This is a genomic window from Halomonas sp. Y3 (assembly GCF_024137965.1).
Classification (GTDB): domain Bacteria; phylum Pseudomonadota; class Gammaproteobacteria; order Pseudomonadales; family Halomonadaceae; genus Halomonas; species Halomonas mongoliensis.
The window spans coordinates 3,939,698-3,964,024 of the sequence record NZ_CP099975.1 but is presented as its reverse complement, the minus strand read 5'-3'; the positions used below and the strand labels follow the sequence as shown (position 1 = coordinate 3,964,024).

Annotated in this window: 24 protein-coding genes; 9 read left to right on the top strand and 15 right to left on the bottom strand. The window is 65.5% G+C overall.

What is annotated here, in order from left to right; genetic code table 11:
- Positions 1 to 14: 14 nt before the first annotated feature.
- Entirely contained in the window at positions 15 to 542 is a 528-nt protein-coding gene (locus NHL60_RS18785; RefSeq protein ID WP_253446996.1) for a nitrous oxide reductase accessory protein NosL, read from the top strand.
- Positions 543 to 633: 91 nt separating this feature from the next.
- Here NHL60_RS18785 and NHL60_RS18780 read toward each other — a convergent pair whose 3' ends face one another.
- The 3 genes from NHL60_RS18780 to NHL60_RS18770 all read right to left on the bottom strand — a co-directional run bounded on the left by NHL60_RS18780 (position 634) and on the right by NHL60_RS18770 (position 2,065).
- The gene (locus tag NHL60_RS18780) at positions 634 to 945 is read right to left on the bottom strand and encodes a cytochrome c5 family protein (protein ID WP_253446993.1); all 312 of its coding nucleotides are present in this window, start codon (positions 943 to 945) and stop codon (positions 634 to 636) included.
- Positions 946 to 1,117: 172 nt separating this feature from the next.
- Positions 1,118 to 1,594 (bottom strand): Rrf2 family transcriptional regulator, encoded by a 477-nt coding sequence (locus NHL60_RS18775; RefSeq protein WP_253446990.1) that lies wholly within the window; start codon positions 1,592 to 1,594, stop codon positions 1,118 to 1,120.
- A 57-nt stretch (positions 1,595 to 1,651) separates the two neighbouring features.
- Positions 1,652 to 2,065: a YbaN family protein gene (locus tag NHL60_RS18770; protein WP_253446987.1), complete on the bottom strand. Its 414-nt coding sequence runs from the start codon at positions 2,063 to 2,065 to the stop codon at positions 1,652 to 1,654.
- A 77-nt stretch (positions 2,066 to 2,142) separates the two neighbouring features.
- On the opposite strand from NHL60_RS18770, the gene NHL60_RS18765 reads away from it, so the two are divergent.
- The 5 genes from NHL60_RS18765 (at position 2,143) to NHL60_RS18745 (ending at position 8,639) form a co-directional block, all read left to right on the top strand.
- On the top strand, positions 2,143 to 3,324 hold the full coding sequence (locus NHL60_RS18765) for an NnrS family protein (protein ID WP_253446984.1): 1,182 nt from the start codon (positions 2,143 to 2,145) through the stop codon (positions 3,322 to 3,324).
- Between the two features lie 65 nt (positions 3,325 to 3,389).
- The gene (gene hemN / locus NHL60_RS18760; protein WP_253446981.1) at positions 3,390 to 4,775 is read left to right on the top strand and encodes an oxygen-independent coproporphyrinogen III oxidase; all 1,386 of its coding nucleotides are present in this window, start codon (positions 3,390 to 3,392) and stop codon (positions 4,773 to 4,775) included.
- Between the two features lie 275 nt (positions 4,776 to 5,050).
- Entirely contained in the window at positions 5,051 to 5,545 is a 495-nt protein-coding gene (locus NHL60_RS18755) for an SCP2 domain-containing protein (protein ID WP_119021251.1), read from the top strand.
- A 40-nt stretch (positions 5,546 to 5,585) separates the two neighbouring features.
- Positions 5,586 to 7,697 (top strand): adenosylcobalamin-dependent ribonucleoside-diphosphate reductase, encoded by a 2,112-nt coding sequence (locus NHL60_RS18750; RefSeq protein ID WP_253446978.1) that lies wholly within the window; start codon positions 5,586 to 5,588, stop codon positions 7,695 to 7,697.
- Between the two features lie 189 nt (positions 7,698 to 7,886).
- Positions 7,887 to 8,639: a ribonucleoside-diphosphate reductase gene (locus NHL60_RS18745; RefSeq protein ID WP_089677259.1), complete on the top strand. Its 753-nt coding sequence runs from the start codon at positions 7,887 to 7,889 to the stop codon at positions 8,637 to 8,639.
- 98 nt (positions 8,640 to 8,737) lie between these two features.
- Here NHL60_RS18745 and NHL60_RS18740 read toward each other — a convergent pair whose 3' ends face one another.
- From NHL60_RS18740 to NHL60_RS18705, 8 genes are all read right to left on the bottom strand, one after another.
- The gene (locus tag NHL60_RS18740) at positions 8,738 to 9,232 is read right to left on the bottom strand and encodes a hypothetical protein (protein WP_253446975.1); all 495 of its coding nucleotides are present in this window, start codon (positions 9,230 to 9,232) and stop codon (positions 8,738 to 8,740) included.
- A 62-nt stretch (positions 9,233 to 9,294) separates the two neighbouring features.
- Positions 9,295 to 11,154 carry a cation-translocating P-type ATPase gene (locus NHL60_RS18735; RefSeq protein ID WP_253446973.1) on the bottom strand — a complete coding sequence of 620 codons (1,860 nt, stop codon included), beginning with the start codon at positions 11,152 to 11,154 and terminating at the stop codon, positions 9,295 to 9,297.
- A 61-nt stretch (positions 11,155 to 11,215) separates the two neighbouring features.
- Positions 11,216 to 11,449 (bottom strand): heavy-metal-associated domain-containing protein, encoded by a 234-nt coding sequence (locus NHL60_RS18730; RefSeq protein WP_169956356.1) that lies wholly within the window; start codon positions 11,447 to 11,449, stop codon positions 11,216 to 11,218.
- Positions 11,450 to 11,666: 217 nt separating this feature from the next.
- Positions 11,667 to 12,809 (bottom strand): AraC family transcriptional regulator, encoded by a 1,143-nt coding sequence (locus NHL60_RS18725; protein ID WP_253446970.1) that lies wholly within the window; start codon positions 12,807 to 12,809, stop codon positions 11,667 to 11,669.
- Positions 12,810 to 13,019: 210 nt separating this feature from the next.
- Positions 13,020 to 14,306 carry a ferric reductase-like transmembrane domain-containing protein gene (locus tag NHL60_RS18720; protein ID WP_169956360.1) on the bottom strand — a complete coding sequence of 429 codons (1,287 nt, stop codon included), beginning with the start codon at positions 14,304 to 14,306 and terminating at the stop codon, positions 13,020 to 13,022.
- Positions 14,307 to 14,545: 239 nt separating this feature from the next.
- Positions 14,546 to 16,771, bottom strand: coding sequence for a PepSY domain-containing protein (locus NHL60_RS18715; RefSeq protein WP_253446967.1), 2,226 nt, complete (start codon positions 16,769 to 16,771; stop codon positions 14,546 to 14,548).
- A 28-nt stretch (positions 16,772 to 16,799) separates the two neighbouring features.
- Positions 16,800 to 17,276 (bottom strand): DUF2271 domain-containing protein, encoded by a 477-nt coding sequence (locus tag NHL60_RS18710; protein WP_253446964.1) that lies wholly within the window; start codon positions 17,274 to 17,276, stop codon positions 16,800 to 16,802.
- Between the two features lie 58 nt (positions 17,277 to 17,334).
- Complete coding sequence (locus NHL60_RS18705; protein ID WP_253446961.1) at positions 17,335 to 17,736, bottom strand: PepSY domain-containing protein; 402 nt, start codon at positions 17,734 to 17,736, stop codon at positions 17,335 to 17,337.
- A gap of 166 nt (positions 17,737 to 17,902) precedes the next feature.
- Here NHL60_RS18705 and NHL60_RS18700 point away from each other — a divergent pair, with 166 nt between their 5' ends.
- From NHL60_RS18700 to NHL60_RS18690, 3 genes are all read left to right on the top strand, one after another.
- Positions 17,903 to 18,562 (top strand): response regulator transcription factor, encoded by a 660-nt coding sequence (locus NHL60_RS18700; RefSeq protein ID WP_169956371.1) that lies wholly within the window; start codon positions 17,903 to 17,905, stop codon positions 18,560 to 18,562.
- Positions 18,559 to 19,884, top strand: coding sequence for a HAMP domain-containing sensor histidine kinase (locus NHL60_RS18695; RefSeq protein ID WP_169956373.1), 1,326 nt, complete (start codon positions 18,559 to 18,561; stop codon positions 19,882 to 19,884). The genes NHL60_RS18700 and NHL60_RS18695 overlap by 4 nt, the downstream gene beginning before the upstream one ends.
- 341 nt (positions 19,885 to 20,225) lie before the next feature.
- Complete coding sequence (locus tag NHL60_RS18690; RefSeq protein ID WP_169956375.1) at positions 20,226 to 20,552, top strand: hypothetical protein; 327 nt, start codon at positions 20,226 to 20,228, stop codon at positions 20,550 to 20,552.
- Positions 20,553 to 20,694: 142 nt separating this feature from the next.
- On the opposite strand, the gene NHL60_RS18685 is transcribed toward NHL60_RS18690, so the two are convergent.
- The 4 genes from NHL60_RS18685 to NHL60_RS18670 form a co-directional block, all read right to left on the bottom strand.
- Positions 20,695 to 21,288: a DUF6448 family protein gene (locus NHL60_RS18685; RefSeq protein ID WP_169956377.1), complete on the bottom strand. Its 594-nt coding sequence runs from the start codon at positions 21,286 to 21,288 to the stop codon at positions 20,695 to 20,697.
- 204 nt (positions 21,289 to 21,492) lie between these two features.
- Positions 21,493 to 22,629 carry an AraC family transcriptional regulator gene (locus NHL60_RS18680; protein ID WP_169956379.1) on the bottom strand — a complete coding sequence of 379 codons (1,137 nt, stop codon included), beginning with the start codon at positions 22,627 to 22,629 and terminating at the stop codon, positions 21,493 to 21,495.
- Between the two features lie 24 nt (positions 22,630 to 22,653).
- Positions 22,654 to 23,394, bottom strand: a complete 741-nt coding sequence (locus tag NHL60_RS18675) for an anaerobic ribonucleoside-triphosphate reductase activating protein (RefSeq protein ID WP_253446958.1) — start codon at positions 23,392 to 23,394, stop codon at positions 22,654 to 22,656.
- A gap of 5 nt (positions 23,395 to 23,399) precedes the next feature.
- Complete coding sequence (locus tag NHL60_RS18670; RefSeq protein WP_253446955.1) at positions 23,400 to 24,320, bottom strand: U32 family peptidase; 921 nt, start codon at positions 24,318 to 24,320, stop codon at positions 23,400 to 23,402.
- Positions 24,321 to 24,327: the final 7 nt, after the last annotated feature.

The following is a 24,327-nucleotide window of genomic DNA, read 5'->3' as shown; positions in this document are numbered from 1 at the left end:
AAGGAAACCGACCCATGCTGACACGCAGGAAGTTCATCATCGTGCTGGGGGGCGTGACCCTGGCAGGGCTTGCCGGCTGCGGCGGCGAGGAGGAGGTGGCCGCGGCCTGCGAGCCGCGCCCCTTCCGCGACGACGACGAGTGCGCGGTATGCGGGATGTTCATCGCCGAGTTTCCGGGCCCCAAGGCCCAGGCCTGCCTGCGCGACGGGCGGCTGCTGACCTTCTGCTCCACCTCGGACATGTTCGTTTGGCTGCTGCAGCCCGACTCGGTGCCCCAGCTGCACCAGGCCTTCGTCCACGACATGGGCATCACCGACTGGGACCACCCCTCGGACGACGCCTTCATTCCTGCCGATGTGGCGGTCTATGTGACCGAGCACCCGGTGTTTGGCGCCATGGGCCCGACCCTGGCCTCCTTCGGCAGCGAGGAGGCGGCCCGGGCCTTCATGGCGGAGCACGACGGGCGGCTACTTCGCTTTGATGAGATCGATATCCAGGTGCTCAACGATCTGGCCCGGGCGCATATCGAGCGGATGATGTAGATAGCGCCGGGCGGCTGCCCGGCCCGGAAACGCAGCGCCCCCGGCAGCCTGGCTGCCGGGGGCGCTTCTGGTCGGGTGCCTGCCCTGCGGCTTAAAGCACCGGTTCGAGCATGAAGTCCACCGCGGCCTTCACCTCCTCGTCGCTGAGGTTGGTGAAGCCGCCGCGGGCCGGCATGGCCTGGAAGCCGTTGATGGAGTGGTCGTAGAGGGTCTCCATGCCCTGCTCCAGGCGCGGGGCCCAGGCGGCCTCGTCGCCCTTGATGGGCGCGCCGGCGGCACCGGTCATGTGGCAGGCCATGCAGGCCTGGTTGTAGATCGCCTCGCCGTCGGGCTCGGCCTGGACGGCGGCCGAGAGGGCCAGGGCGGCGACGCCAGACAGGGTGAGGGTAGCCAGTCGCTTCATGAACATGTCTCCAGAATGCATCTTTAGGCGGTGAAAAAATCGGATGCCGCCGATGCCTCCGATGTCTGGGCCCATGATGGCGCAGGGCGCCGTGGGCAGCCATGACCCATGTCATGGCAAAACGCACTTTCAAGCATCGCCGACGCCGCCCGGCAGCGCAAGCCGGCGGCCGTCAGGAGGCCAGCGGCGGGGTGCTGCCGGCCTTGCTGGCCAATGGCTCGATTCTCAGCAGCTCGACCAGCTGCGGCTGCTGGGGGCCCAGCATGTCGGCCAGGGTGTACTTGTCGAGCACGGCGAGAAAGGCACGCAGCGCCTCGGCCAGGATCGGCTTGAGCCGGCAGGCCGGGGTGATCTTGCACTCGTTGCTGTCGCCGAAGCACTCCACCAGCTCCAGGTCATTCTCGGTATCGCGCACCAGCCTGCCCAGGCGGATCTCCTCGGGGGCCTTCTTGAGCAGCAGGCCGCCGTTCTTGCCGCGAATAGCGGTGATGTAGCCCTTGTGGCTCAGGTCCTGGACCACCTTCATCAGGTGGTTGCGGGAGACATCGAAGCTGGTGGCGATCTCATGGATCGTGGATCGCGCTTCCCCCTTCGCCGCCAGGTAGATCAGCACGCGAATGGAGTAGTCGGTAAAGCGGGTCAGGTGCATACGAGGGCTGCCACCTCTCTGCTTGATATTAGTCAAACTTGATAAGATAAGACGCTTCTATTCTATCAGTTTATCGCTCGTTGCCGTGAGGGCGCCATCGCCTGCGGCATCGGGTCGCGTCAGCAGGAAGCCTGCCACGCCGCAGAACAGCAGCCCGGTCAGTGCCAGCACGGCGGGCGCCGCGCCGCCGACCCACAGCACCAGCCAGCTCATCAGCAGCAGCACCAGCGCCAGCCGCTTGGCCCGGCGCGGCACCGCGCGCTGCTCCCGCCAGGCGTGCAGGGTGGGGCCCAGGCGCGGATGCGCGTGCAGCCATCGGGCCAGCCGCGGGGAGCCCTTGGGGGCGGCCCAGGCCGCCACCAGCAGGAAGGGCGTGGTGGGCAGCAGCGGCACTACCAGGCCGGCGGTGCCCAGGCCGATGCAGCCATAGGCCAGCCCGCTCCAGGCGATACGCGAGACCGGGTGTGTCATGCAGAACCTCCCCCGTGGCGGCGATGCTCAATAAATAGTATTTTACATGCATGTTAAAGAGTGACGCAAAGCCTTCCGTGAATCGCCCCGGGAGAACCGCTTCCACCGTTCCGGCCTGGCGCTGGCTCTTCCCGCTGGCGGCCCTGCACGCGGCCCTGCTGGTGCCGCTTTCCCTGCTGTCACTCTATCACCTGCAGGAGGTGCCGCTGCTGGCCTCCCCTGCGGCACATGGTCGCGAGCTGCTGTTCGGCTTCGCCCTGGCGGTGATCGCCGGCTACCTGCTGGGGCCGCTCAACCAGCGCTGGCTCTGGCTACTGGGCGGCCTCTGGCTGGCGGCACGCCTGGGCGGCCTGCTGTGGCCCGTCGCCCTGCCGGTGATCCTGGCCGATGGGGCCTTCGTGCTGCTGCTCGGCTGGCGCCTGGTGCCGCGCTTCATCGCCGCCAAGAAGTGGCGCAACCGGGTGCTCTCGCCGCTGCTGGGCCTGCTCTGCCTGCTGGCCCTGGTCACCCTGGTCTGGCGCCACCTGGGCGCCATGCCGACCACGGCGCTGGTGATGCATCAGGGGGTGCTGTGGCTGGTGCTGCTGATGGTGTTCATGGGCGGGCGGGTGCTGGCGCCGGCGGTGAACGGCCACCTGATGGCGAGCCGGCGCCAGGCCGGGGCGGGGGTCCAGCCGCGCCTCGAGGCGGCGCTGATCGTGCTGCTCGGGGTGACGCCGTTGCTGATGCTGTGGCCGCCGCTGCGGCCGCTGGCCGCGGGGCTGGTTCTGGCGGCCGGGCTGCTGGTGCTGTGGCGACTATGGCGCTGGCGGCCCTGGGCCTGCCGCGGGCGACCCGACCTGCTGGGGCTCATGGTGGGCTACGCCTGGCTGGGGGTGGGCCTCTTGCTGCTGGCCCGGGCCTGGTGGCAGCAGCCCCACGCCAGCGCCACCCTGCACGCCTTCACCATCGGGGCGCTCGGCACCCTGGCCTCCGGCATCATGCTGCGCCAGGCGATCCTGCGCGCCAAGGCGCGCCCCGAGGCGGAGACGCTGCTGTTGCCCCTGGCGCTGCTTTTCTCCCTGGCCGCGCTGCTGCGCCTGCTGGCGCTGGATGCCGGCCAGCACTGGCTGGCCCTGCTGTGGAGTTCCGCCGCGCTCTGGAGCCTGGCCTGGGGGCTTGCCGCCTGGCGCCTGCTCCACTGGTGCCGCCGCACGGCGCGCCGCAGGCTTGATCCAGGTCAGCTACCTCGAGAAGGGTACCGACGCGCCGGGCCCTGAATGGCATACTCTGCCCCATACGGCGGCGCCGCGGTGCCGCCCCCGGTTGAAGAGGCTGTTTCACGATGCAAGACGACCTGCTGTTCGATCGCCCCCTGGTGGAGAAGTACGACCGCCCGGGGCCGCGCTATACCTCCTACCCTACGGCGCCCCAGTTCCATGCGGCCTTCGCCGAGGACGACTACCGCGCCGCCGCCGAGCGCAGCAACCGGGCCGAGACGCCCAAGTCGCTGTCGGTCTACGTGCATATCCCGTTCTGCAAGAGCCTCTGCTACTACTGCGCCTGCAACAAGATCATCACCCACAACACCGAGCGGGCCGCCGAGTACCTCGAGTGGCTCAAGCAGGAGATCCGCGTGCAGGGCGCGCTGTTCGACGAGTCGCGGCGCATGACCCAGCTGCACCTGGGCGGTGGCACCCCGACCTACCTGAGCAACGCCCAGCTCGGCGAGCTGATGGCGGCGCTGGACGAGGCCTTCCACTTCGCTCCGCCCGCCGAGCGCGAGTTCTCCCTGGAGGTGGACCCGCGCACCGTGACTCCCGAGCAGATCCACGAGCTCCATGACCTGGGCTTCAACCGCCTGAGCTTCGGGGTGCAGGACTTCGATCTCGACGTGCAGAAGGCCGTCAACCGCGTGCAGAGCGAGGAGGATGTCGTCTCACTGGTGCATGCCGCCCGGGAGGCCGGCTTCGAATCGGTGAGCGTCGACCTGATCTACGGCCTGCCGCTGCAGACGGTGGCCAGCTTCGATGCCACCCTCGACAAGATCATCGCCCTGCGCCCGGACCGCATCGCCACCTACAGCTATGCCCACCTGCCGGAGCTGTTCAAGGCCCAGCGGCTGATCCGCCCCGAGGACATGCCGCCGCCGGAGCGCAAGCTGGAGCTGCTCGAGCTGACCATCCGCCGCCTCACCGCCGCCGGCTACGTCTATATCGGCATGGACCACTTCGCCCTGCCCGACGATGAGCTCTCCCTGGCCCGCGAGAACGGCACCCTGCAGCGCAATTTCCAGGGCTACTCCACCCACGCCGACTGCGACATGATCGCCCTGGGCATCACCTCCATCGGCAAGGTGGGCGACACCTACAGCCAGAACGTAAAGGAGACCGCCCAGTATCAGCATCGCCTGGAGGAAGGGCGCCTGCCGGTGTTCCGCGGCTACCGCCTCAACGCCGATGACCGCCTGCGCCGCGACGTGATCAACGCCCTGATGTGCCACAACCGCATCGACTTCGCCACCATCGAGGCCGCCCACGGTATCGTCTTCCGCGACTACTTCGCCGACGCCCTGGCGCAGCTGCAGGAGATGGCCGACGACGGCTTGCTGGCGATCCGCGAGGGTGAGATCGAGGTGCTGCCCGCCGGACGGCTGATGATGCGCAATGCCGCCATGGCCTTCGACGCCTATCTCAAGCCCGAAGAGAACCGCTACTCGCGCACCGTCTGAGCGAGTCGGCGCAGCCGATCGACGCGTCGTCTCCCGCCCCTGGCCGCGCCACGCCGCGGCTCTCTCGCTGTCAAATGAAAATGGGTCATGATGTCGCCTCGCCTGCACCAGATATGGGGCTTGCCGAGGCGATATGGTCTATATATGGTAGGCGGGCCGCGGGTGATCGAGGGCTGTCCGGCGACATGATGCATGTCAGTGCAGCCCGGGGAACACCGGCCTAGGATGAACGGTTCGGCGGCCTCGGCCGCGTGGTTATCCTCAGGAGAGCTGTCATGTCCCTGCCGTTGTTGCCTTTACCGTTACAGGCCCTGCCGCGCCTTCCCGCACCCGCCCGCCTGATTCGCGCCGTCGATCCGCGCGTGCCGGTCGGCGTCAAGCGCCGCCTGGTGGAACCGCTGCTCAACCGCACCTTCGCCGAGCCCCTGGCCGAGGGGGAGTTCGACGCCCTCGAGGGGCGCCGCATCACCCTGGCCATCGAGGATCTCGGCGTGGCGTTGACCCTGACCCTCGAGAACGAGCGCCTCAGGGTCTGTACCGAGCCCGGCGAGGCCTCCATCCGTGGCGGCTGGCGCGAGTTCCTCTGCCTGGCCACCCGCCGCGAGGACCCCGACGCCCTGTTCTTCCAGCGCCGCCTGCTGATCGAGGGCGACACCGAGCTGGGCCTGATGGTCAAAAACCTCCTCGACGGTCGCGAGGAGGGGCTGGCCCAGGGGCCCTTCGGTGAACTGCTGGTCCGCCTGGAGCGGCTGGCAAGACGCACGACCTGACCCTTTTCCGATAAACCGACTTACTTCCGGAGCCATCCGCATGAGCACTTCCACCAAGGCCGTGAAGTCATCCAGCGAGGTCCCCCTGCAGGGCCCGTCACGTGACATCTGGGACGCCAAGTACCGCCTCAAGGACCGCCACGGCAAGCCCGTGGACAAGGACGTGGCGGCGACCTGGGAGCGGGTGGCGCGGGCCCTGGCCGCGGTGGAGGGCAAGCAGGCCGACGAGTGGCTGCCCAAGTTCCGCTGGGCGCTGGAGAACGGCGCCATCCCCGCCGGGCGGATCATGTCCAACGCCGGCGCCGAGGCCTACAAGCCGGCGGTGAGCCTGATCAACTGCACGGTGTCGCGCACCATCCGCGACTCCATGCACGATATCCTCGACTCCGTGGTCGACGCCGGCATGACCCTCAAGGCTGGCTGCGGCATCGGCTACGAGTTCTCCACCCTGCGTCACAAGGGTGCCTTCGTGTTCGGCGCCGGTGCCGGCACCAACGGCCCCCTGGCGTTCATGGATATCTACGACAAGATGTGCTTCACGGTGGCCTCCGCCGGTGGCCGCCGCGGCGCCCAGATGGGAACCTTCGACGTCGGCCACCCCGACGTGCGTCAGTTCATCGAGGCCAAGCGCGAGTCGGGTCGCCTGCGCCAGTTCAACCTCAGCCTGCTGATCACCGACGAGTTCATGGAAGCGGTGAAGAAGGACACCGACTGGCCGCTGGCCTTCCCGCTGCACGCCGGCGAGAAGGATGACGTCGAGGAGAGCGAGCTGATCTACCGCGACTGGCCGGTGGTGGAGGAGGGCTATACCGTCGACGCCGAGGGTCGCGTGGCCTGCCGCATCGTCGAGGTGATCAAGGCCCGTGAGCTGTGGGACACCATCATGCGTTCCACCTATGATTACGCCGAGCCGGGCTTCATCCTGATCGACCAGGTCAACCGGATGAACAACAACTGGTTCTGCGAGGAGATCCGCGCCACCAACCCCTGCGGCGAGCAGCCGCTGCCGCCCGAGGGCGCCTGCCTGCTGGGCTCGGTGAACCTGACGCGCTTCGTGATCGACCCCTTCGGCAAGAAGCCGCGCTTCGACTGGGAGCGCTATCGCCAGGTGGTGGCGATCTTCACCCGCATGCTCGACAACGTGGTGGAGATCAGCGGACTGCCGCTGGAAGGCCAGCGTCGCGAGATCGAGGCCAAGCGCCGCCATGGCATGGGCTTCCTGGGCCTGGGCTCCACCCTGACCATGCTCAAGATCCCCTACGGCTCGCCGGAGTCGCTGGCCTTCACCGAGGAGGTGAGCCGCAACCTGGCCATCGAGGGCTGGAAGCAGGCGCTGGAACTCTCCCGCGAGAAGGGCATGGCCCCGGCACTGGCCGAGGACTACGAGATCACCCCGAAGATGCTGCGTGAGCGCCCGGAGCTCAAGAAGGACGGCTACGAGATCGGCGACAAGGTGCCCGGTCGCATCCTGCATGCGCGCTACAGCCGCTACATGCAGAAGGTCGCCGAGGTGGAGCCGGAGCTGGTCGCGGCACTCGCCGAGCATGGTGCGCGCTTCACCCACCACAGCTCCATCGCGCCGACCGGCACCATCTCGCTGTCGCTGGGCAACAACGCCTCCAACGGCATCGAGCCGTCGTTCTCGCACCGCTACTTCCGCAACGTCATCCAGTCGGGCAAGAAGACCAAGGAGCAGGTCGAGGTGGTCTCCTTCGAGCTGGCGGCCTACCGCCACTTCATCGCCGCCGACGCCGTGGAGAGCGACCTGCCCGACTACTTCATCACCGCCGACGCGGTGAGCCCCAAGCAGCACGTGGCGGTGCAGGCCGCCGCCCAGGCCTGGGTCGACTCGGCGATCTCCAAGACGGTGAACGTGCCCACCGAGTTCCCCTTCGAGGAGTTCAAGGACCTCTACCTCGACGCCTACCAGAGCAAGCTCAAGGGCTGTACCACCTTCCGCTTCAATCCGGAGGCCTTCCAGGGGGTGCTGGTGCGCGAGGACGACCTCAAGAACACCACCTACGTCTTCGAGCTGGAGAATGGCGAGAGCGTGGAGCTGGCCGGTGACGAGAAGGTCATCTACGACGGCGAGGAGCACAACGCGGCGAACCTCTATGACGCGCTGAAGGAAGGCACCTATGGCAAGTGGTAAGCCATTGTTTCCCTGGTTGCCTTTAGCAAGGGGCGCCGGGGAAGAGCCGAAGAGGAGGTCCTACGCCAGGGATGGCGTCGGTAGCGCCCAGGGATGGGTTTACAGCGCCTCCTCGCAGGCTCTTCGCCGGATCAGCCCCGAGCGATGGATGCCCAGTGCCACCCAACAACTTTCCGGAGGAGCCCCCTGATGGCCGTCGAGATCAATTCCAAGATCGTTTCCTACAGTGTCAAGAAGGCGGTGGAAGAGCCGCCGCTGCCCGAGGAGAACCCGCTCACGGTGCGCATACCGTCGCGTCCCGAGGGCACCCTGGAGGCCGTGTCGGAGAAGATCTCCTACGTCGGCGCCGAGGGGCGCAAGAAGGTCTACCTGCTGGTCTCCTTCATGCCCGTGGAGGGCGTGCTCAACGGCAAGCGGGTGGTGATCGAGCGTCCGGTGGAGTTCTTCTTCCCCTCCGGCCAGCTCTCCAGCGAGCACCAGTGGATCACCGCCACCATGCGCAGCCTGTCGCTGGCCGCCCGCGGCGGCTACGTCACCCAGGCGGTGGCCGACCTGCGCAAGGTGGCCTGGGACAAGGGCCTGGTGCGCTGCGGCATGAACCGCTGGGGCAAGCCGGTGTTCCACGACTCCGAGGTCGCGGCGATCGCCTGGTCGATCCAGCAGATCCTCTACCGCCGCGGCTTCCTCGACCAGGACGGCAACCAGGTGCCGGTGGAGGAGCTGGTCGCCCGCTACGCCCAGCGCCAGGCCAGCGGCCACCTGTGGGTGCCGCCCACCGCCGAGGAGATCGAGCAGGCCGAGCGCAAGGCCGAGGAGGCCGCCCATGCCAAGGGCGACGGCCCCACCGTGGTCGGCCACTGCCCCGAGTGCAACGGCGAGCTGATCATGATGGACGGCTGCCCCACCTGCTACTCCGGCTGCGGCTGGTCCAAGTGCGGCTGAGCCATCTGCTCGGCGGGTGAGTCGCCTTTCCTGACAGGCAGCAACCAGAAAATCCGGCGTGCAAGGCACGCCGGATTTCGTTGTTGCCGGGGTGTGACTCAGTGAATGACAGCCACAAAGTCCGGGTCATCGAAATAGCGCTCATAGCCCTCTAGTGCCCCCAGCACTTGAACCGCTCCCCCCCGGGGTGTGGCGTCGACATTGTTGCCGGCCATCTTGTCAGCGCCGGTCACCAGCTGGGCGATGATCATGTGCAGCTGGGCGTCGGCCTCGGGCTGAAGTTCACAGTTCTCCACCATGTAAGCGACGCTGTCATTGATCTGCTCGGCCAGGGGGACGTACTCCGTTGCCGGCAGCTGGTCCTCATGGATGGCGTCGATGGAACCGCGCATCACCAGGCTGATATCGCCCATGGCCTTAGCCAGCGGGGCGTCGATTGCCCACTTTTCGCCGTCGTTGAGCTGCAGTTCGAAGGGGGTGTCACCATGGTCATGGTCGTGCACCGCCGTATCGGCCGCCAGGCCGGCTCCGGAAACCGCCAGTGCGGCCGCCAGGGTAAAGGGGATGAGGGCAGTGGAAAGCTTGATCGACATCTTGAGTCTCCCGTTCTCGGTATGGATGGATTGGTGGTGGTAAGGAAGGATGCTGCCGGTGATCATGACGTCAGGGCATCCGCGGGTTCATGGTGCTGCGTTGTTGTCTGTCTGTTCTCCTTGAGGGTGGGACGCAGCAGCAGCATGGCGATGAGGATGACCAGCAGTACCGACGCTTCATGAACCAGCATGCCGATGGCCATGGTCACGCCGCCGAAGAGCACCCCGGCCAGCAGCACGGCCACGGTCAGCAGGGCGATGGCGATATTGAGTCGCATGGTGTTCACCGTCCGCCTGGCCAGGCCCAGGGCATAGGGCAGGCGGGGCAGGCGGTCGGCCATCAGCGCGATATCGGCGGTTTCGATGGCGGCGGGTGAGCCGGCGGCGCCCATGGCCACTCCGATGTCGGCCTGGGCGAGCGCCGGGGTGTCGTTGACGCCGTCGCCCACCATGGCCACGGTATGTCCCTGGCGCTGCAGCGCCTCGACCAGCGTCAGCTTGTCCTCGGGCAGCAGCTCGGCGTGCACTTCGTCCACGCCAAGCTCCGTCGCCACGCTTTCGGCGACACGCCGGGCGTCACCGGTGGCCATGACCACCTTGATGCCGCTGTCATGCAGGGCCTGGATGGCGGCCGGGGCGTCGTCGCGGATGGTGTCGGCAACCGCCACGATCCCCACGGCGCGGCCGTCCACGCCGACGAACATGGCGGTCTTGCCGGCGGCATTCAGTGCCAGGATGCGTTCGTTGTCGGGGGTGTGATCGAGCAGGTCGGCGGAGCCCACGGCGACGGTATGGCCATCGACGTCGGCGCGGATGCCCTTGCCGGTCACCGGCTCGGCGCGCTCGACCATCGCCACGGCCAGCTGGCGCTGTTTGGCGCCGCGAATGATCGCCTCTGCCAGGGGGTGTTCCGAGGCGGTTTCCGCCCGGGCGGCCAGGGCGAGTACCTGATCCTCGCTCCAGGCGTCATCCAGCGCCACCACGTCGGTCAGTTCAGGGCGTCCGTTGGTCAGGGTGCCGGTCTTGTCGACCACCACGGCGCTGACCCGAGCGGCAGTTTCAAGGTATTCACCGCCCTTGATCAGCACACCGTCCCGGGCCGAGCGGCCAATGCCAGCGACGATGGACACCGGGATGGAAATGACCAGTGCGCCCGGACAGCCGATGACCAGCAGGGTCAGGGCCAGCTCCACGTTGCGCGTCAGCAGGCCGATGATCAGCGCAGTGAGCATCACCCCGGGCGTGTAGTATCGGGAGAACTTCTCCATGAAGGTCTGGGTCCTGGCCTTGGCATCCTGGGCGTCCTCGACGCGATGGATGATTCTGGCCAGGGCAGTGTCGGCTCCGATGCCGACGGCCTTGACGCGCAGCACGCCGGAGCGTAGCCAGGTGCCGGCAAATACCTCCACGCCCTCGGCCTTCTCGGCAGGCACCGACTCGCCGGTGATACTGGCTTCGTCCACCCCGCCATGGCCCGAGATCACAGTGCCATCGACAGGTACCTGTTCACCGTTGCGGATCAGTACGATATCGCCGGGCACGAGCTCCCACACCTCGACGGTTTGCGGCTCCCCGTCACGCAGCACGGTCGCCGTTTCGGGGGCGGCCTCCACCAGGTCTGACAGGGCCTGGCGGGTCCTGTTGAGGGTGGCCCTTTCCAGGGCGCCGCCGAGGGCGAAGAGAAAGGTCACCGCGGCGGATTCCCAGTAGTTGTGAATGAACAGGGCGCCGACCGCGGCGACGATGACCAGCAGGTCGATGGAGATGGTCTTGATGCGCAGGGCCTGGTAGGCGGAGATGGCAATCCGGTAGCCCGCCACCGCGGCGGCGGCGATCATCAGCAGGTCCGAGCCGGTGAGCCAGGACGCGATGATCAACAGGCCAGAGGCGATGACCACGCCCCAGGTGTTCCATTGTTTCATGAGTCTCTCCTGGACGATTGGCAGGGGGCGGGAGTGCCCCCTGCCTGCGCGAACGCTCCGATCAGATGGCCGAAGGCTTGACGTTGAAGCCGACCTCGGCCACGGCATCGACCAGGGCGCGCACCGAGGCCTTTGCCGGATCGTGGCTGACGAGTACCCGGCCGGAAGCGAATTTCACCTCGGCGGACTCGACGCCCTCGAGCCCCTTGAGCCGGGTTTCGATCTTGTCGACACAGCTGGGGCAGGAGAACTCGTCGGAACGCAGGGTGGTGGTTTTCAGAGTGGAAGTCGTCATGGTCGTCTGCTCCGTCATGGTGAAGTCATGAGCCAGGCCAGAAGTTGGCTGCTCAGCGTTGACTCCATCATAGCGAGCGGACCCTGTCGGGTCGTTCGGTAGTGCGGACTCGAACCTTTTTCTTTGTTGCTGAAAACTTCTTATATATCAATGGGATATGAGTTCTAGGTTCAGTTTGATGAAAGTCGAACCGGAAAGAGGGAGGGGGGAGGGCTGGCTAGGCGGAGTGCTGCGCTTGATAGGCGCTGGGGGTCATCCCGGTGGCTTTCTTGAATGCCGTGTTGAAGACCGACTTGGAGTTGAAGCCCGAGTCATACATCACCTGGAGGATGGTGGTGCCGGCTTCGGCGGCTTCCAGCTGACGGCGGGCCTCGGCGATGCGGTAGTCGCTGACGAGCTCGAAGAAGTTCTTGCCGAGCCCCTCGTTGATGGCCCGCGACAGCTCCCGGGAGGGCACGCCGAGCTGGCGCGCCAGCTGGTCCACGCTGAGGTTGGCATCCAGGTAGGGTCGGGCCTCGGCCATGTGGCGATCAAGGTGGCGCAGCAGCGCGGCGTTCTCCGCGCTGACCAGGGCGGCCCGGCCCGGCGCTTCACTTTCCGCCAGCTGCACCTCGTCGGTGCTCAACCCCGAGAAGATGCTCGGCTGGCGGAGGGCGTTTATCAGCAGATAGTTGATGAACAGGAAGCCGGAAATGGCTCCGGCGGCGGATACCGCCGTGGCACTCACAAGATCCTTGTAGATATGCGCAAAGAGGCAGTAGAACAGGCTGACGGTCCAGACACAGGCGTAGCCGATCAACAGCGTGCGCAGCCAGGCCAGCTGCTTGCTTTCGAGATTGGAGAAGAGCTGTCGTAGCGTGGTGCCGAAGCTGCCGAGCTCACGGATGGTGGCCCACAGGTAGCCGAGAAATACCAGATGGATGGCGACCGCCAGCAGTGGTGAGGCGAGGACTCCCGGGTGGTCGCGGCTCATCAGGATCTGCAGCTTCACCTCGCCGGGCTGCAGGTAGTACTCCACCACGAAGATGGCTGAGATCACCCAGAACAGCAGGCTGTGGATGGCGTGCCCAGGAACGAGCCGGAAGTCACGATACATCAGCGACTTCGCGTAGAGATAGAGCAGGCTCACCTGGAGCAGGCCGATCAGGGTGCCCAGATAGGCCAGGTTTGGATGCTCGAGGGCGAGCCCGGTGGAATAGAGGAAGACCTCGGCGAGGCCCGCGGCAAAGGTGAGAACGCTGGCTGCCAGCAGGCGGTTGCTGACCACGCGGAACGTCTCCGGCAGCAGCAGGAAAGCAGACAGGGCCAGAGACTGCACGATACTGGTGATCAGCAGGATATCGACCAATGTCAGGTACATATTGCTTCTCCGCTTCCTCTACGCTCAGTCGCGCCAGCCCTTCCACAGCCTCGCGGGACGAGGCGAGCATCGCCGGCTGGCGGCGACGCCTCCCGTGCTCGCCACTGCTCGGAATGCAACGCCGAACCGAGCATGCTGGATGGCTGCCCCGGCGGCGACTCCGGCTGTGGCTGGCCGCAGTGTAGCGCGTCGTGGCCGCGCCCCGGCCGTTCAGCGGAACTGGTAGCTTTCCTGATGAAAACGTAGGGAAAGCGAGCGCTGCTTCAGGCCACTGCGCAGGGTGCTGGCCAGGCCCTTGGGTCCGCAGAACCAGAGATCCACTCGGCGGTCGTGGAGACGCAGTCGATCCGCGGTCAATCGCTGTCCCTGCCGGCTGTCGTGGAGATGCAGCGAGACATCCGGCAGTTGTTCCGTCAGCCGTTGCAGGCGAGCCACCATCGGATCATCCACGGCGCCGGCGGTGCAGTAGTGCAGCGTGATCGCCGGGCGTGCGGGGTCGGCATCGAACAGGCGTTTCTCCAGCGCCGCCAGAAACGGCGTGACCCCTATGCCACCGGCCACCCAGATCTGCTGGGCGTTTTTTCTGCCGCTGGCGGGATCAAAACGACCATAAGGGCCTTCGATCGTAACTGCCTGGCCACTGCTGAGCCGTTGCGGAATATCGCGGGTGTAGTCTCCCAGTGCCTTGATGTGGAAACTGAGCTGCCCGCTGCCGTTGTCAGCGCTGGACAGACTAAAAGGATGCGCCCCTTCAATCCGGTCGAAGGTCACCAAGGCGAATTGTCCGGCTTGATGCCCTGGCCACCGCCTGCCCATGTCACAGACGACTTCCGTGATGTTGGATGATGTCTGCTTGATGGCCTGAACCAGTCCTTTGTAGCGGCGGGTCCTTCCAATTTGCCCGGTCAGCGATTGCAGGCTTGCGGCGGCACCACCCACAATCAACAGTGCCATCAGCCAGCCGGTGGGTTGTTGCCACCACTTCAGCGGAGCCAACAACACTGCATGGGCTGCCAGTGCCAGATAAATCAGCGGCATCACCCGGTGCAGGTAACGCCAGTAATAGTAGGGCACCAACCGGGTCAGGGTAATGACAACCAGAAACAGCAACAGATACAGGCCGGGTTCGCCCAAGTCTTCAGCGCCATCCTGGAGGCCGTCCAGCAGGCCCGAAAAGTGTGCTTCCTGCAAGCTCCGATCCGAGCCAAACAGCGCTTCGAGACCATCATCCGCCATTTCGGTCAGCCAGTGTGTCAGCGCAAAACTTACGGACAGAATACCGGTCCATTTATGCAGCTGATACATGCTGTCCAGACCACCCAACGGCGACTCCAGCCATCCAGGCCGGGTAGCCAGCACCATGGTGATGGACATGAAATTGATGGCAAGGTATCCACTGAGTGTCAGTAACTGCTCATAGCTCAGCCCCGGGGCCCAGAAGCTGATTTGAGTTGCCAAAAGCAGGCAAAGGGTGATGCTGGTACGTATGTTAGGCATAAAACAAACTCCGGCTTAAGTTTGTTTAAATTCTGAAGCCTTAACCTGACACCAGCCTTAAATGTCTCTATGAATCCAGGCTTCGAAACCGTCACTCCGGCCTGAGGCTGTTCCGAGTGAAGATAACGCAGTCCGGACGACCTGAACTGCCCTCATGGCCTTGCTTACGCCCCGGGACGCAAGCGACCTGGGGCGTCTTTATTGGCGGCCATGCCACCATGGTGGCTCAGGGGCTTAGGTCAATAAACGTCCTCACGATAGCGCCCCTGAGCCTTGAGCGTCGCCACGTCCATGCCCAGCGGTGCGACTATGTCATTCAGCGCCGCCATGACGTTTTTTGCCATATCCCGGCCGCCGCAAACCAAGATCTGCGCGCCCTTCTCGATCAGCCAGCGCAGTTCGGGGCCATTCGCGATGAGCTTGTCCTGTACATAGGCGCGCTCATCGACGCGGGAAAAGGTCGTGTTCAGCTTCGTCAGCCGCCTGTCCTCGAGATAGACGTTCAGTTCGGGCTCATAGAGGAAGTCGGACTGCGGATTGCGGCCGCCCCAATAGAGGTGCATGGCTTGATGCGCCTTGTTGTGGCGGATGAAACCGACCAGCGGTCCGATGCCGGTACCCGCGCCAATCAGCACGATCGGCGCCTTGCCGGAGGCGGGGCGGAAGTTCGGGTTGGGCTGGATAAAGGCGTCGATGGTGCCGCCTATCGGCAGCGCATGAAGGAAGCCTGAACATAGGCCGCTGGGATGCTGGCGCACGCAGATCTCCAGGGTGCCATCTTTTGAGGCCGAGGCCAGCGAATAGAAGCGCGGCACCGGGCTGTTCGGTGGCAGGATGCCGACCAGGTCGCCGGCCTCGAAAGGCGGCAGGCCGGTGCGCCCCAACAGACGACTAAGCAGGCCGCTCCTGCCACCACCTTCAGGCGCCTTGAAGCGCAGCACGGCGGTGGGGGCCTGCACGTCGGCGCCGTAATCCACCCGCTCGGCGAGTTCCAGGGGGGTGGTGCGTGGTCGCACTGGAGTATGGACCAGCGTCAGCTCGATGCCGAGTACCTTGCCCACCGCGTTGCCCCAGCGGGCGAACTCCTGGGTTGACTGTCGGTCGATGGTGTCGAGCGGCAGCAGCTGCGGCCAGCCCTTGGCGGTGAGCGCCGTCTCGACCTTCTTCGCGAACCCGCAGAACTGCGGGAACTGTCGATCACCGAAGCCCAGCACGGCTACCGGGAGCTCCGGGGTCCTGGTGATCTTCTCTAGCCGCGCCAGGAAACGGTTGGCCGAGGCCGGCGCATCGCCATCCCCGTAGGTCGCGGTGAGGATGAACAGCCGTTTCGCGCCGCGATAGCGAGAGGCCAGCCGGTTCATGGGGGCGGTATGCACGCGGTGGCCCTCTCGAACCAGGCTGTCGTGCAGGGTCCTGGCGAAGCCCCAGGTCGTGTTGCTTTCGCTGCCGACCAGGATCACGCTATCCGCGGTGTTCGGCCCGCTGTTGGCGGCGAGTTTCGGCTTGGACCGCTGACGCTTCCACCAGATGATCGGGCCGGTCACAGCCATCACCGGCACCATCAGGGCGGCCTGGCCGAGGATCAGGCCAAGCCACCAGAGGCCCTCACCAGTATGCAGCATATAGATGAATTCATGGAACTTATGAGTGGCGTCATGGGGCAGGTAGGAGAGCCACTCGCCGCTGGCCTGATCGATATATCCGGCACCCTGATCGGTACCCAGGGAGTAGATGTCCGTGGGCTCGTCCGGGTAGGGATAGACCAGCGCTCGCAGGTCGCTTAAGTCTGTTGCCTTCAGGGCCGGCAGGGTATCGATGGCGGCGGGAGGGCCGCCAGCGACCTCTAGAGGGAATTCGGGCTCGGCCTCTACGCCCTCCGGGGCCAGGCCAAAGGTGGTGGCGGAGAGATAGGATCCGGTCAGCCCTGACAGCAGCAGGCCGAGAATCGCCGCCCGACCGAGTTCGATATGCAGCCGCTGGCTAAGTGTGCCGCGCACCGGGCGGAGCAACTGGCGCCATCCGCCTAGGCGAGCGGCCAGCAGCATGGCGCCGGAGATCGCCAGCACGATCATCGCCAGCGCCGTGATGCCCGCCACCGCGCGACCGGGCATATCGAGCAGCAGGGAGCGGTGCAGGTTCTTCACCCAGCGCGAGAACGGCGACGGCTCATAGGGAGCGATGGCCTGTCCGGTGCGCGGATCCACGCGATCGGCTCCCACCTGTCCGTCTTGGGTGTAATAGACGATAAGCGTGCCCGAGGGCGTGCGCTCGATCTGTTCGGCCCCCGGGTAATGCTCCGCTACCCTGCCCGCCAGCTCGGCGACGCTGATCTGCCCGGCGGCGGGCACCGTGGTCCCCGCCCGCTCGAGGGCCGGATCGAGCGATAGGATCGCCCCGGTCACCGTGAGTACGATGACGAACAGCGCCGCGATCAGGCCGGGTAGCGAATGAAGCTGGCGTAGCATGGTATTTGTGCTCCCTGTTCGATCAGAATCAGAAGGTGTAGTGGAACGACTGCACATAGCCACGGCCGGAGACCGACTTGCCTGCACCCTCAGTGGTCAGCGGGACGACGACGTCGGCGCGATTGTCGCGCATGTCCTCGACGGCGGTGTCGACGCGCACCTCATACCCTGCGTCGATCAGCTCATCGGCAATGTCGAGGGTGATATTCAGGGTACGTCCGTTGCCGACGCTGGCACCGGTCAGCCCGTCATATTCGCTGCTGCGTTGGCCGCTGCCCCGCGCCCAGTCGCGCAGGTGCTTGTAGTATTTCGACTTCTCTCCGGCGATCCAGAGTGTGCCCTGGTATTGGCCGTCGGCATCGGTGAGGTAGAGCGCCACATAGGCGCCGTCGCCTCCGTAGTTTATCAGCTCGGTATTGAAGGTCACATCCCGCGCCTGGGCGAGGGCCGGTAGCGCGATGGCGGCGGCAAGGCTGAGGGCAAGAGCAAGGGTGAGTCTTTTCATCGTCTGTCTCCGTCACATGTTGGTCTCGGGCAATCTAGTGTCCTTATGAAACAACGCATCACTCGATGCGGACGGACGGCTTGCCGCTGACGATGCCGCTGTCGGGGCCGGTGCGAGACTCCGAGCGCCGGCTGGTAGCTTCGCTGTCGTCGTCGTCATCAGAGCGGTCGTATTCCTTGTCGTCGTAGTCGTATTCGATTTCCAGCTTGCGCAGGCGCAGCGATGCCGGGGCGTACTCCGCCTCGACCTCGTTGCCCTCCTGATCGAGGCCCTTGACCTCGTAGCAGCCGTCATCGACCTTGATGCGGCGTACCTCCCAGCCCTTGGCCTCGAGCTGCTGGCGCAGGGCGTCGTGAGGCTGCCAGTCGGCGACCGGATCACGACAGTCGTCATCGGCTAGGGTCATTCCACTCGCCAGGATGGTGGCCAGCGTGGTGGTGACAAACAGTGGCGTTTTCATGGTTTTCTCCAGATGATGTTCACCTTGTCACTGTAAGCGGATCACCTGACAGGAATCTGACGTGGATACGACTGCTTCGATGTATGGGCGAGTCGGTCCCGTTCAGGTTGCCGTCAGGCAGACCCGTTAGGCTCAGGGTGTCTGTGACCTCAGGAGAAAATGGGATATGCGCATATTACTGATCGAGGATGCGCCCTCTCTGGGCGAGGCGGTGCGCGAACAGATCAGCGAAGATGGCCATGCCGTGGACTGGATGCAGTGCTTGAAGCACGCTGAAGCGAGCGTCGCGACGACCGCCTACGATCTGATTCTGCTTGACTTGATGCTGCCCGATGGCCGAGGACTCGATTTTCTGAGGCGCCGACGCAAGGCAGGCGATACCACGCCGGTGATTATCTTGACCGCACGGGATCAGATATCTGACCGTATTGAAGGGCTGAACGCCGGCGCGGACGACTACCTGGTCAAGCCCTTTGACCTGTCGGAGCTGTCCGCTCGGATCGCCGCCGTGGCGCGGCGTTACAGTGGCAATCCCAATCCGCTGATCCGCGTGGGTGAGTTGGAGATCGATCTGGTCAATCATTCGGTGCTCCGGGCCGGACACGGCGTCGAGCTGACGGCACGGGAATGGGCGCTGCTCGAGTCGCTCGTGCAACATCCCGGAGCGCTGTTGTCCCGGGCTCAACTCGAGGATCACCTGTATGCCTTCGGCGCGGAGATCGAAAGCAATACCGTAGAGGTTCATATCAGCCGCATGCGCAAGAAGTTGGGACATGCCAGCATCGAGACCGTACGTGGCATGGGCTATCGGCTGGGGCGGAGATGAGCCGGCCGATTAGCCTGCAGCGTCGTCTCGGCCTCGGCTTGACCCTCGGGGTGACGCTATTCTGGCTGGTCGCCACCACGGTCACGGCGCTGATCGTCGAACATACCATCGACAGGACCCTCGATAGTTCCCTGGAAGAGACCGCGCAACGCATCCTGTCCCTGGCCGTCGTCGAAATCTACAACCGTGAAGATGCCGGCCTGCTCCAGCAGGTGGCCGCCCTGCGCCCTCACGAGGAGTACATTACCTACCTGGTTCGGGGAATGGATGGCACGCCGTTGCTCGCCTCGCATGACATCGATCCGTCCACTTTCCCGGAGACGCCTCAGGCGGGGCTGCGCAGCACGGCAACGCATCGGCTCTACGGCACCACCGCGATCAGCGATACCCTTTTCATCGAGGTCGCCGAGCCGCTTGCCTCTCGACGCCAGGCAAAATGGCAAGCGATCGTGATGCTGCTCTTGCCGTTGGTGGGGCTGATACCACTGAGCCTTATTGGCATCTGGTGGTTCGTGCGTCATAGCTTGAGTGGAGTCAGAGCGTATCGTGATGCGCTCGAGGCGCGCGGGGCAGGGGACCTGTCGCTGGTGGAGGGCAAGCGCCTGCCGGCGGAACTCGTGCCCATCGCCGAGGCGGTGAACCATCTGCTGGAGCGATTGCGCCGCGCCCTGGAGTCCGAACGCAGCTTCACGGCTAACAGCGCCCATGAGCTGCGCACGCCCCTGGCGGCGACCCTGGCCCAGGTGCAGCGTCTGCGCCATGAAGCGCCGCCGGGGCGGCTGCAGGATCGGGCGGCTCGCATCGAGGCGTCGCTGCGCCAGCTTTCGCGGCTGTCGGAGAAGCTGATGCAGCTGGCCAAGGCGGAGGGCAGTGACCTCCTGGCCGAAACACCCCAGGACGTCCGGCCGATCATCGCTCATGTCGTCGACGACTTTCGCCGTGTTTCCGCGGTGCGCCTCGAACTTTCACTGCCCAAGGAAGCGCGAATCCTTTCATCGATCGATCCGGATGCCTTGGCGATTCTGCTGCGTAATCTGATCGAAAATGCCCTGAAGCATGGGCAGGACGATCGGCCCGTCGAGGTCGCCCTGTCGAGCGAAGGCGTGTTGCGGGTGGTCAACGCGGGACCGGTGATTCCGGCGGAGGTGCTCGCTCGGCTGACGGACCGCTTCACCCGGGGCAATACCCGGGCCGGCGGCTCCGGCCTGGGACTCGCCATCGCCCAGGCGATCGCCGAGGGGGCTGGTGTCACCTTGACGCTCCTCGCCCCTGCGTCAGGACGAAAGGATGGTTTCGAGGCGAGTCTGCGGTTACCGCCGTGAGCCTTGACAAGTGTCAAAGGTATGCTGATGGAAACCCGACACCTGATCATCATGCACGACGTCTTCCTTAAGGGCGGCGGTATGGACCTGCTATGGTCGCTTCATGGCTCAAGGAGCGCTCGGCGCTGGCAGTGTCCCGCATGTTCGCAAGCCTATGGCCTGATAGGCAGTCGCGATTCCATCCGGTAGACACTGCGCATGGCGCGAGCCGAAAAAATGCATCGATATTTGGGTTCTTTCAGCGCCGTGTAAGCCTGCCTTGCCAGACTGTTGATGAGCCGGGTGGAACCCTCCGCTCGGCAGTCAAACTTCCTCGATCGATGAGGAAGGAGGATAACATCATGAGCCGTCGTCATATCATTGGTCTCGTTAGCGGTGTAATGCTCCTGGCTGGCGTTGTCGTCCCCGCGGCAGCAGAGCAGGCTTCCTGGGAGACCACGCCCCGAATACCGCAGGTCGCCTTCATGGAGCATCACGACAAGCTTCAGGAGTGGTCCAGGGGGTTGGGCGTCACGCTGCCCCTGGCGGCTGCGCCAGCGCCCGTCGTGAAGGCCACGTCGTCTTCCCCTGAGCCCATGTCCCGGCTACCGCAGAGCGCCGTCACTGAGCACCGCAACAAGCTGCAGGAATGGTCGCGGGGGCTCGGTGTCACGCTGCATGATCTCTGATCGTTCGTGATGGGCCATGGGGAAGGGAAAAATAAGGAGAACTGAAAAAACGCTGAGTGCACCGCTGGCCGTCAGCCGTTAGAGCGCACCGCCCCGGGTCACGAGAGTGGCCCGGGGCGATGGCGTTTCTGGGGGCTGGCGCTCAGTGATCATGAGCACTGGCGTTGCCCGCGATCACATTGTGTACATCCTCCAGATAGTGGACGTAGTGCACATAGTGATCGACGAACTCTCGTCCCAGCTCGGGGTTATCACCGGCTCGCTGCCTGGCTGCCAGGGTGGTCTCGAAGGCCGAGCGTGTCTCCTGTTCGAACTTCTCGACGAGGCGGGCCAGAAAGGTATCGATCTCGCCCTCTTCCAACGCCCTGTCGGCGAGCTGAACCGCAGGGTCAATCTCACCGGCCGGCTTGATGCCGGTGAAAGGCGCGCCTTCATAGGCGCGGTGAGTTGCTACCAACTTGGCGAAGAACTGCTGGTCAGCCAGCTCCCGGGCATTGTCACCGAGCGCGCGCACCTCGAGGGTCTTGTCGAACATGGACGCGAGCTCTGCCTCATCGTCGGCGGGGATCCACTTGAGAACCGGCGTGATATCGCCCGACTCCAGCGCGAGTCGTGCTTCCGAGATCACCGGGCCGTCCAAGGCATCGCAGTGGGCGAATGCGGGGGTGGCCAGCGGCAGGGCGAGGGCGGAAGTGGTAGCGATGGCCAGAAGGTGTTTGCGAAGTGGCAGGGTCATGGTGTCTTGCTCCGAAATCGTGGATGGGCCAGTCGAGGTACTGATCGACTGTGCTTCCATATTAGGGAGTGAAGACGCCGGGGTCGTTCGAAGGCCTGCGGTCGAACCTCGTCATAAGTCCTTTGATATCAATATTTTGATGGTTCTTGCGGCGTATTTCGGAAAGTCGAACTTCGAGGCCAGCTCGATGAGCGCGTCGGGCGGTCATGAGCGGGCGCGATAGGCGCTGGGGGTCATCCCGGTGGCTTTCTTGAATGCCGTGTTGAAGACCGACTTGGAGTTGAAGCCCGAGTCATACATCACCTGGAGGATGGTGGTGCCGGCTTCGGCGGCTTCCAGCTGACGGCGGGCCTCGGCGATGCGGTAGTCGCTGACGAGCTCGAAGAAGTTCTTGCCGAGCCCCTCGTTGATGGCCCGCGACAGCTCCCGGGAGGGGACGCCGAGCTGGCGGGCCAGCTGGTCCACGCTGAGGTTGGCATCCAGGTAGGGTCGGGCCTCGGCCATGTGGCGATCAAGGTGGCGCAGCAGCGCGGCGTTCTCCGCGCTGACCAGGGCGGCCCGGCCCGGCGCTTCACTTTCCGCCAGCTGCACCTCGTCGGTGCTCAACCCCGAGAAGATGCTCGGCTGGCGGAGGGCGTTTATCAGCAGATAGTTGATGAACAGGAAGCCGGAAATGGCACCGACGGCGGATACCGCCGTGACACTCACGAGATCCCTGTAGACATGGGCGGAGAGGCAGTAGAAGAGGCTGATGAGCCAGGCGATGGCGTACAGGATCAGCAGGGTGCGCAACCAGGCCAGCTGCTTGTTCTCCAGGTTGGAGAAGAGCTGTCGTACCGAGGTGCCGAAGCGGGTCAGGGCGTGGATGGTGGCCCACAGATAGCCGAGAAATACCAGATGGATGGCCACCGCCAGCAGCGGTGAGGTGAGGACTCCCGGGTGGTCACGGTCGACCAGGATCTCCAGCTTCACCTCCGTGGGCTGCAGGTAGTATTCGACCAGGAAGATCGCGGATATCACCCAGAACGGCAGGGTGTGCAGGGCGTGCCGGGGCAGCAGGCGGAAGTCGCTATACATCAGGGATTGCGCATAGATGTAGAGCAGGCCGGCCTGCAGCAGGCCGACCAGGGTGCCCAGATACGCAAGGTTGGGGTGCTCCAGCGCCAGGCCGGTGGAGTAGAGAAAGAACTCACCGAGTCCGGCGGCGAAGGTCAGGACGCTGGCTGCCAGCAGCCGGTTGCTGATCAGCCGGAACGTCTCGGGCAACAGCAGGAAGACGGCCAGCCCCAGCGACTGAATGATGCTGGTGGCCAGCAGCAGATCGACCAGGGTCAGATACATGATGGCTCGCCTTGATGGTTCGCGTCAGCCTCGCAGCTTGAGGTGCTCGAAGTGGCGCTTGAGTCGCCTGGCCAGGGTTTCCAGGGCCTCCCGGGGCGGGGCGTCCTCCACCGCTTCCCGGTAGCCGGGGTCGAGGCAGTGTTCCCGCCGGGCCAGCTGGATAGCGTAGCGACGTACGCCGCAGTCGGCCAGGGTCATGGCCAGTCGCTCGAGCTCCTCCAGGGTGAAGTCGCGCCAGTGCAGCGTGGTGCGGCACTCGAAGGGGATGTCGCCCTCCAGCAGCAGCGACAGGCTGCGGGCGTGGCGCTGCCAGATGCCGTGCCGGCCGCCGATGCGGTCGAAGTCGGCACCGCGCCCCTTGGTATCCAGGGCCACCCAGTCGAGCCGCGGCAGCAGCGCCTCCAGGCGCTCCGGGTAGGGCCCGGCGGTATGCAGGCCCACCGCCAGTCCGAGTGACCGGCAGGCGTCGGCGGCGGCGGGCAGATCAGGATGCAGGGTGGGCTCGCCGCCGCTGAAGACCACGGCATCGATCTCGCCCAGCCGGGTGGCGAGCAGCGCCTCCATGGCCGGCCACTCCCCCGGGGCGGCGCGGCGGGCCGGCCCCATGCGGCTCGCCGTCTCGCAGTAGCCGCACGCCAGGGGGCAGCCCTGCAGGTAGACCACCGCCGCCCGCCGCCCCGGAAAGGCGTGGTCGTCCCGGGCCTCGAAGCCGGCAATGGGCAGACGGATCGCGGCGCCGGGCTCGGGGACCAGGGGGATCACCATGGCGCTCACCCCAGGCTGGCGGCTCGGCTGTGGTCCATGCCGGGGCGGCCGTGCCAGTAGCCGTCGCAGATCTCGGCGTCGACCAGGCTGAGTGGATCGGGGGTGGGCAGCTCGCCGCGGCGGGCGGCATCGAAGGCCGTGACCACCTCCGCCATGCCCTCGGGGCGCGGGCTCAGGCGTGCCACGCCGACGCCCATCCCGGCCATGTCCGGCACCTCGTGGCGCAGGTCCTGGCAGGCCCCCGAGAGGGTCTGGATGCCGTTCAGGGTGAATACCTGCTGGGACTCCTGGGAGCGCAGGGCCAGGCCCTCCGGGTGCTTCTGGCAGACGAACTGGCAGCGGTCCTTGGGTTTCTGGTAGCGCCGCGCGGTGAAGCAGCGCGATGACCAGGCCAGCGGCAGGTGGCCGTAGGCAAACACCTCGCAGGGGGCCTCGATCCCCTGCTCGCGGCAGTCCTCCAGCAGGCGGGCGAGGTCGTCCCGGGACATCTCCACCGGCGCCTGCCAGCGCTGCATACCGGCGCGGGAGAGCACGGCAAGGGTGGCCGGGTTGTAGAGGTTGAGAGCGGCACCGGCCACGAAGGGCTGGCCCGCCGCCGAGAGGCGTTGCAGGGCGCTTTGGTCATTGGCCTCGACCAGGAACTCGCCGTTGTCGCACAGCTTGCGCAGGTCGCGCAGGTCGGCCTCGGACTCGATCAGCGTCTGGCTCGAGAGCACCACCTGCTTGCCGCTCTGGGTCAGCTCGCGGCCGATGCCAAGCCAGTCGTCGAGCTTCATGTCGCGGCGCCGTGAGCAGACCGACTCGCCTAGGTGGACGACCTCCACCGGCCAGTCGGCGGCCTCGCGATAGAAGTTGGCGTAGTGTTCGCGGGTCCAGTAGAAGAGCACCGGGCCGAGCGACAGCTGGAGCGTGGGGGTAGCGGACATGGGCTCT

Coding starts and splice junctions, on each gene's coding strand:
- NHL60_RS18710 (WP_253446964.1), bottom strand. CDS start 17,276: ATGAAAAGACTCACCCTTGCTCTTGCCCTCAGCCTTGCCGCCGCCATC.
- NHL60_RS18720 (WP_169956360.1), bottom strand. CDS start 14,306: ATGCCTAACATACGTACCAGCATCACCCTTTGCCTGCTTTTGGCAACT.
- NHL60_RS18715 (WP_253446967.1), bottom strand. CDS start 16,771: ATGCTACGCCAGCTTCATTCGCTACCCGGCCTGATCGCGGCGCTGTTC.
- NHL60_RS18755 (WP_119021251.1), top strand. CDS start 5,051: ATGTCCCTGCCGTTGTTGCCTTTACCGTTACAGGCCCTGCCGCGCCTT.
- NHL60_RS18700 (WP_169956371.1), top strand. CDS start 17,903: ATGCGCATATTACTGATCGAGGATGCGCCCTCTCTGGGCGAGGCGGTG.
- NHL60_RS18705 (WP_253446961.1), bottom strand. CDS start 17,736: ATGAAAACGCCACTGTTTGTCACCACCACGCTGGCCACCATCCTGGCG.
- NHL60_RS18770 (WP_253446987.1), bottom strand. CDS start 2,065: ATGACACACCCGGTCTCGCGTATCGCCTGGAGCGGGCTGGCCTATGGC.
- NHL60_RS18730 (WP_169956356.1), bottom strand. CDS start 11,449: ATGACGACTTCCACTCTGAAAACCACCACCCTGCGTTCCGACGAGTTC.
- NHL60_RS18775 (WP_253446990.1), bottom strand. CDS start 1,594: ATGCACCTGACCCGCTTTACCGACTACTCCATTCGCGTGCTGATCTAC.
- hemN (WP_253446981.1), top strand. CDS start 3,390: ATGCAAGACGACCTGCTGTTCGATCGCCCCCTGGTGGAGAAGTACGAC.
- NHL60_RS18740 (WP_253446975.1), bottom strand. CDS start 9,232: ATGTCGATCAAGCTTTCCACTGCCCTCATCCCCTTTACCCTGGCGGCC.
- NHL60_RS18785 (WP_253446996.1), top strand. CDS start 15: ATGCTGACACGCAGGAAGTTCATCATCGTGCTGGGGGGCGTGACCCTG.
- NHL60_RS18695 (WP_169956373.1), top strand. CDS start 18,559: ATGAGCCGGCCGATTAGCCTGCAGCGTCGTCTCGGCCTCGGCTTGACC.
- NHL60_RS18685 (WP_169956377.1), bottom strand. CDS start 21,288: ATGACCCTGCCACTTCGCAAACACCTTCTGGCCATCGCTACCACTTCC.
- NHL60_RS18745 (WP_089677259.1), top strand. CDS start 7,887: ATGGCCGTCGAGATCAATTCCAAGATCGTTTCCTACAGTGTCAAGAAG.
- NHL60_RS18680 (WP_169956379.1), bottom strand. CDS start 22,629: ATGTATCTGACCCTGGTCGATCTGCTGCTGGCCACCAGCATCATTCAG.
- NHL60_RS18670 (WP_253446955.1), bottom strand. CDS start 24,320: ATGTCCGCTACCCCCACGCTCCAGCTGTCGCTCGGCCCGGTGCTCTTC.
- NHL60_RS18675 (WP_253446958.1), bottom strand. CDS start 23,394: ATGGTGATCCCCCTGGTCCCCGAGCCCGGCGCCGCGATCCGTCTGCCC.
- NHL60_RS18735 (WP_253446973.1), bottom strand. CDS start 11,154: ATGAAACAATGGAACACCTGGGGCGTGGTCATCGCCTCTGGCCTGTTG.
- NHL60_RS18780 (WP_253446993.1), bottom strand. CDS start 945: ATGAAGCGACTGGCTACCCTCACCCTGTCTGGCGTCGCCGCCCTGGCC.
- NHL60_RS18750 (WP_253446978.1), top strand. CDS start 5,586: ATGAGCACTTCCACCAAGGCCGTGAAGTCATCCAGCGAGGTCCCCCTG.
- NHL60_RS18690 (WP_169956375.1), top strand. CDS start 20,226: ATGAGCCGTCGTCATATCATTGGTCTCGTTAGCGGTGTAATGCTCCTG.
- NHL60_RS18725 (WP_253446970.1), bottom strand. CDS start 12,809: ATGTACCTGACATTGGTCGATATCCTGCTGATCACCAGTATCGTGCAG.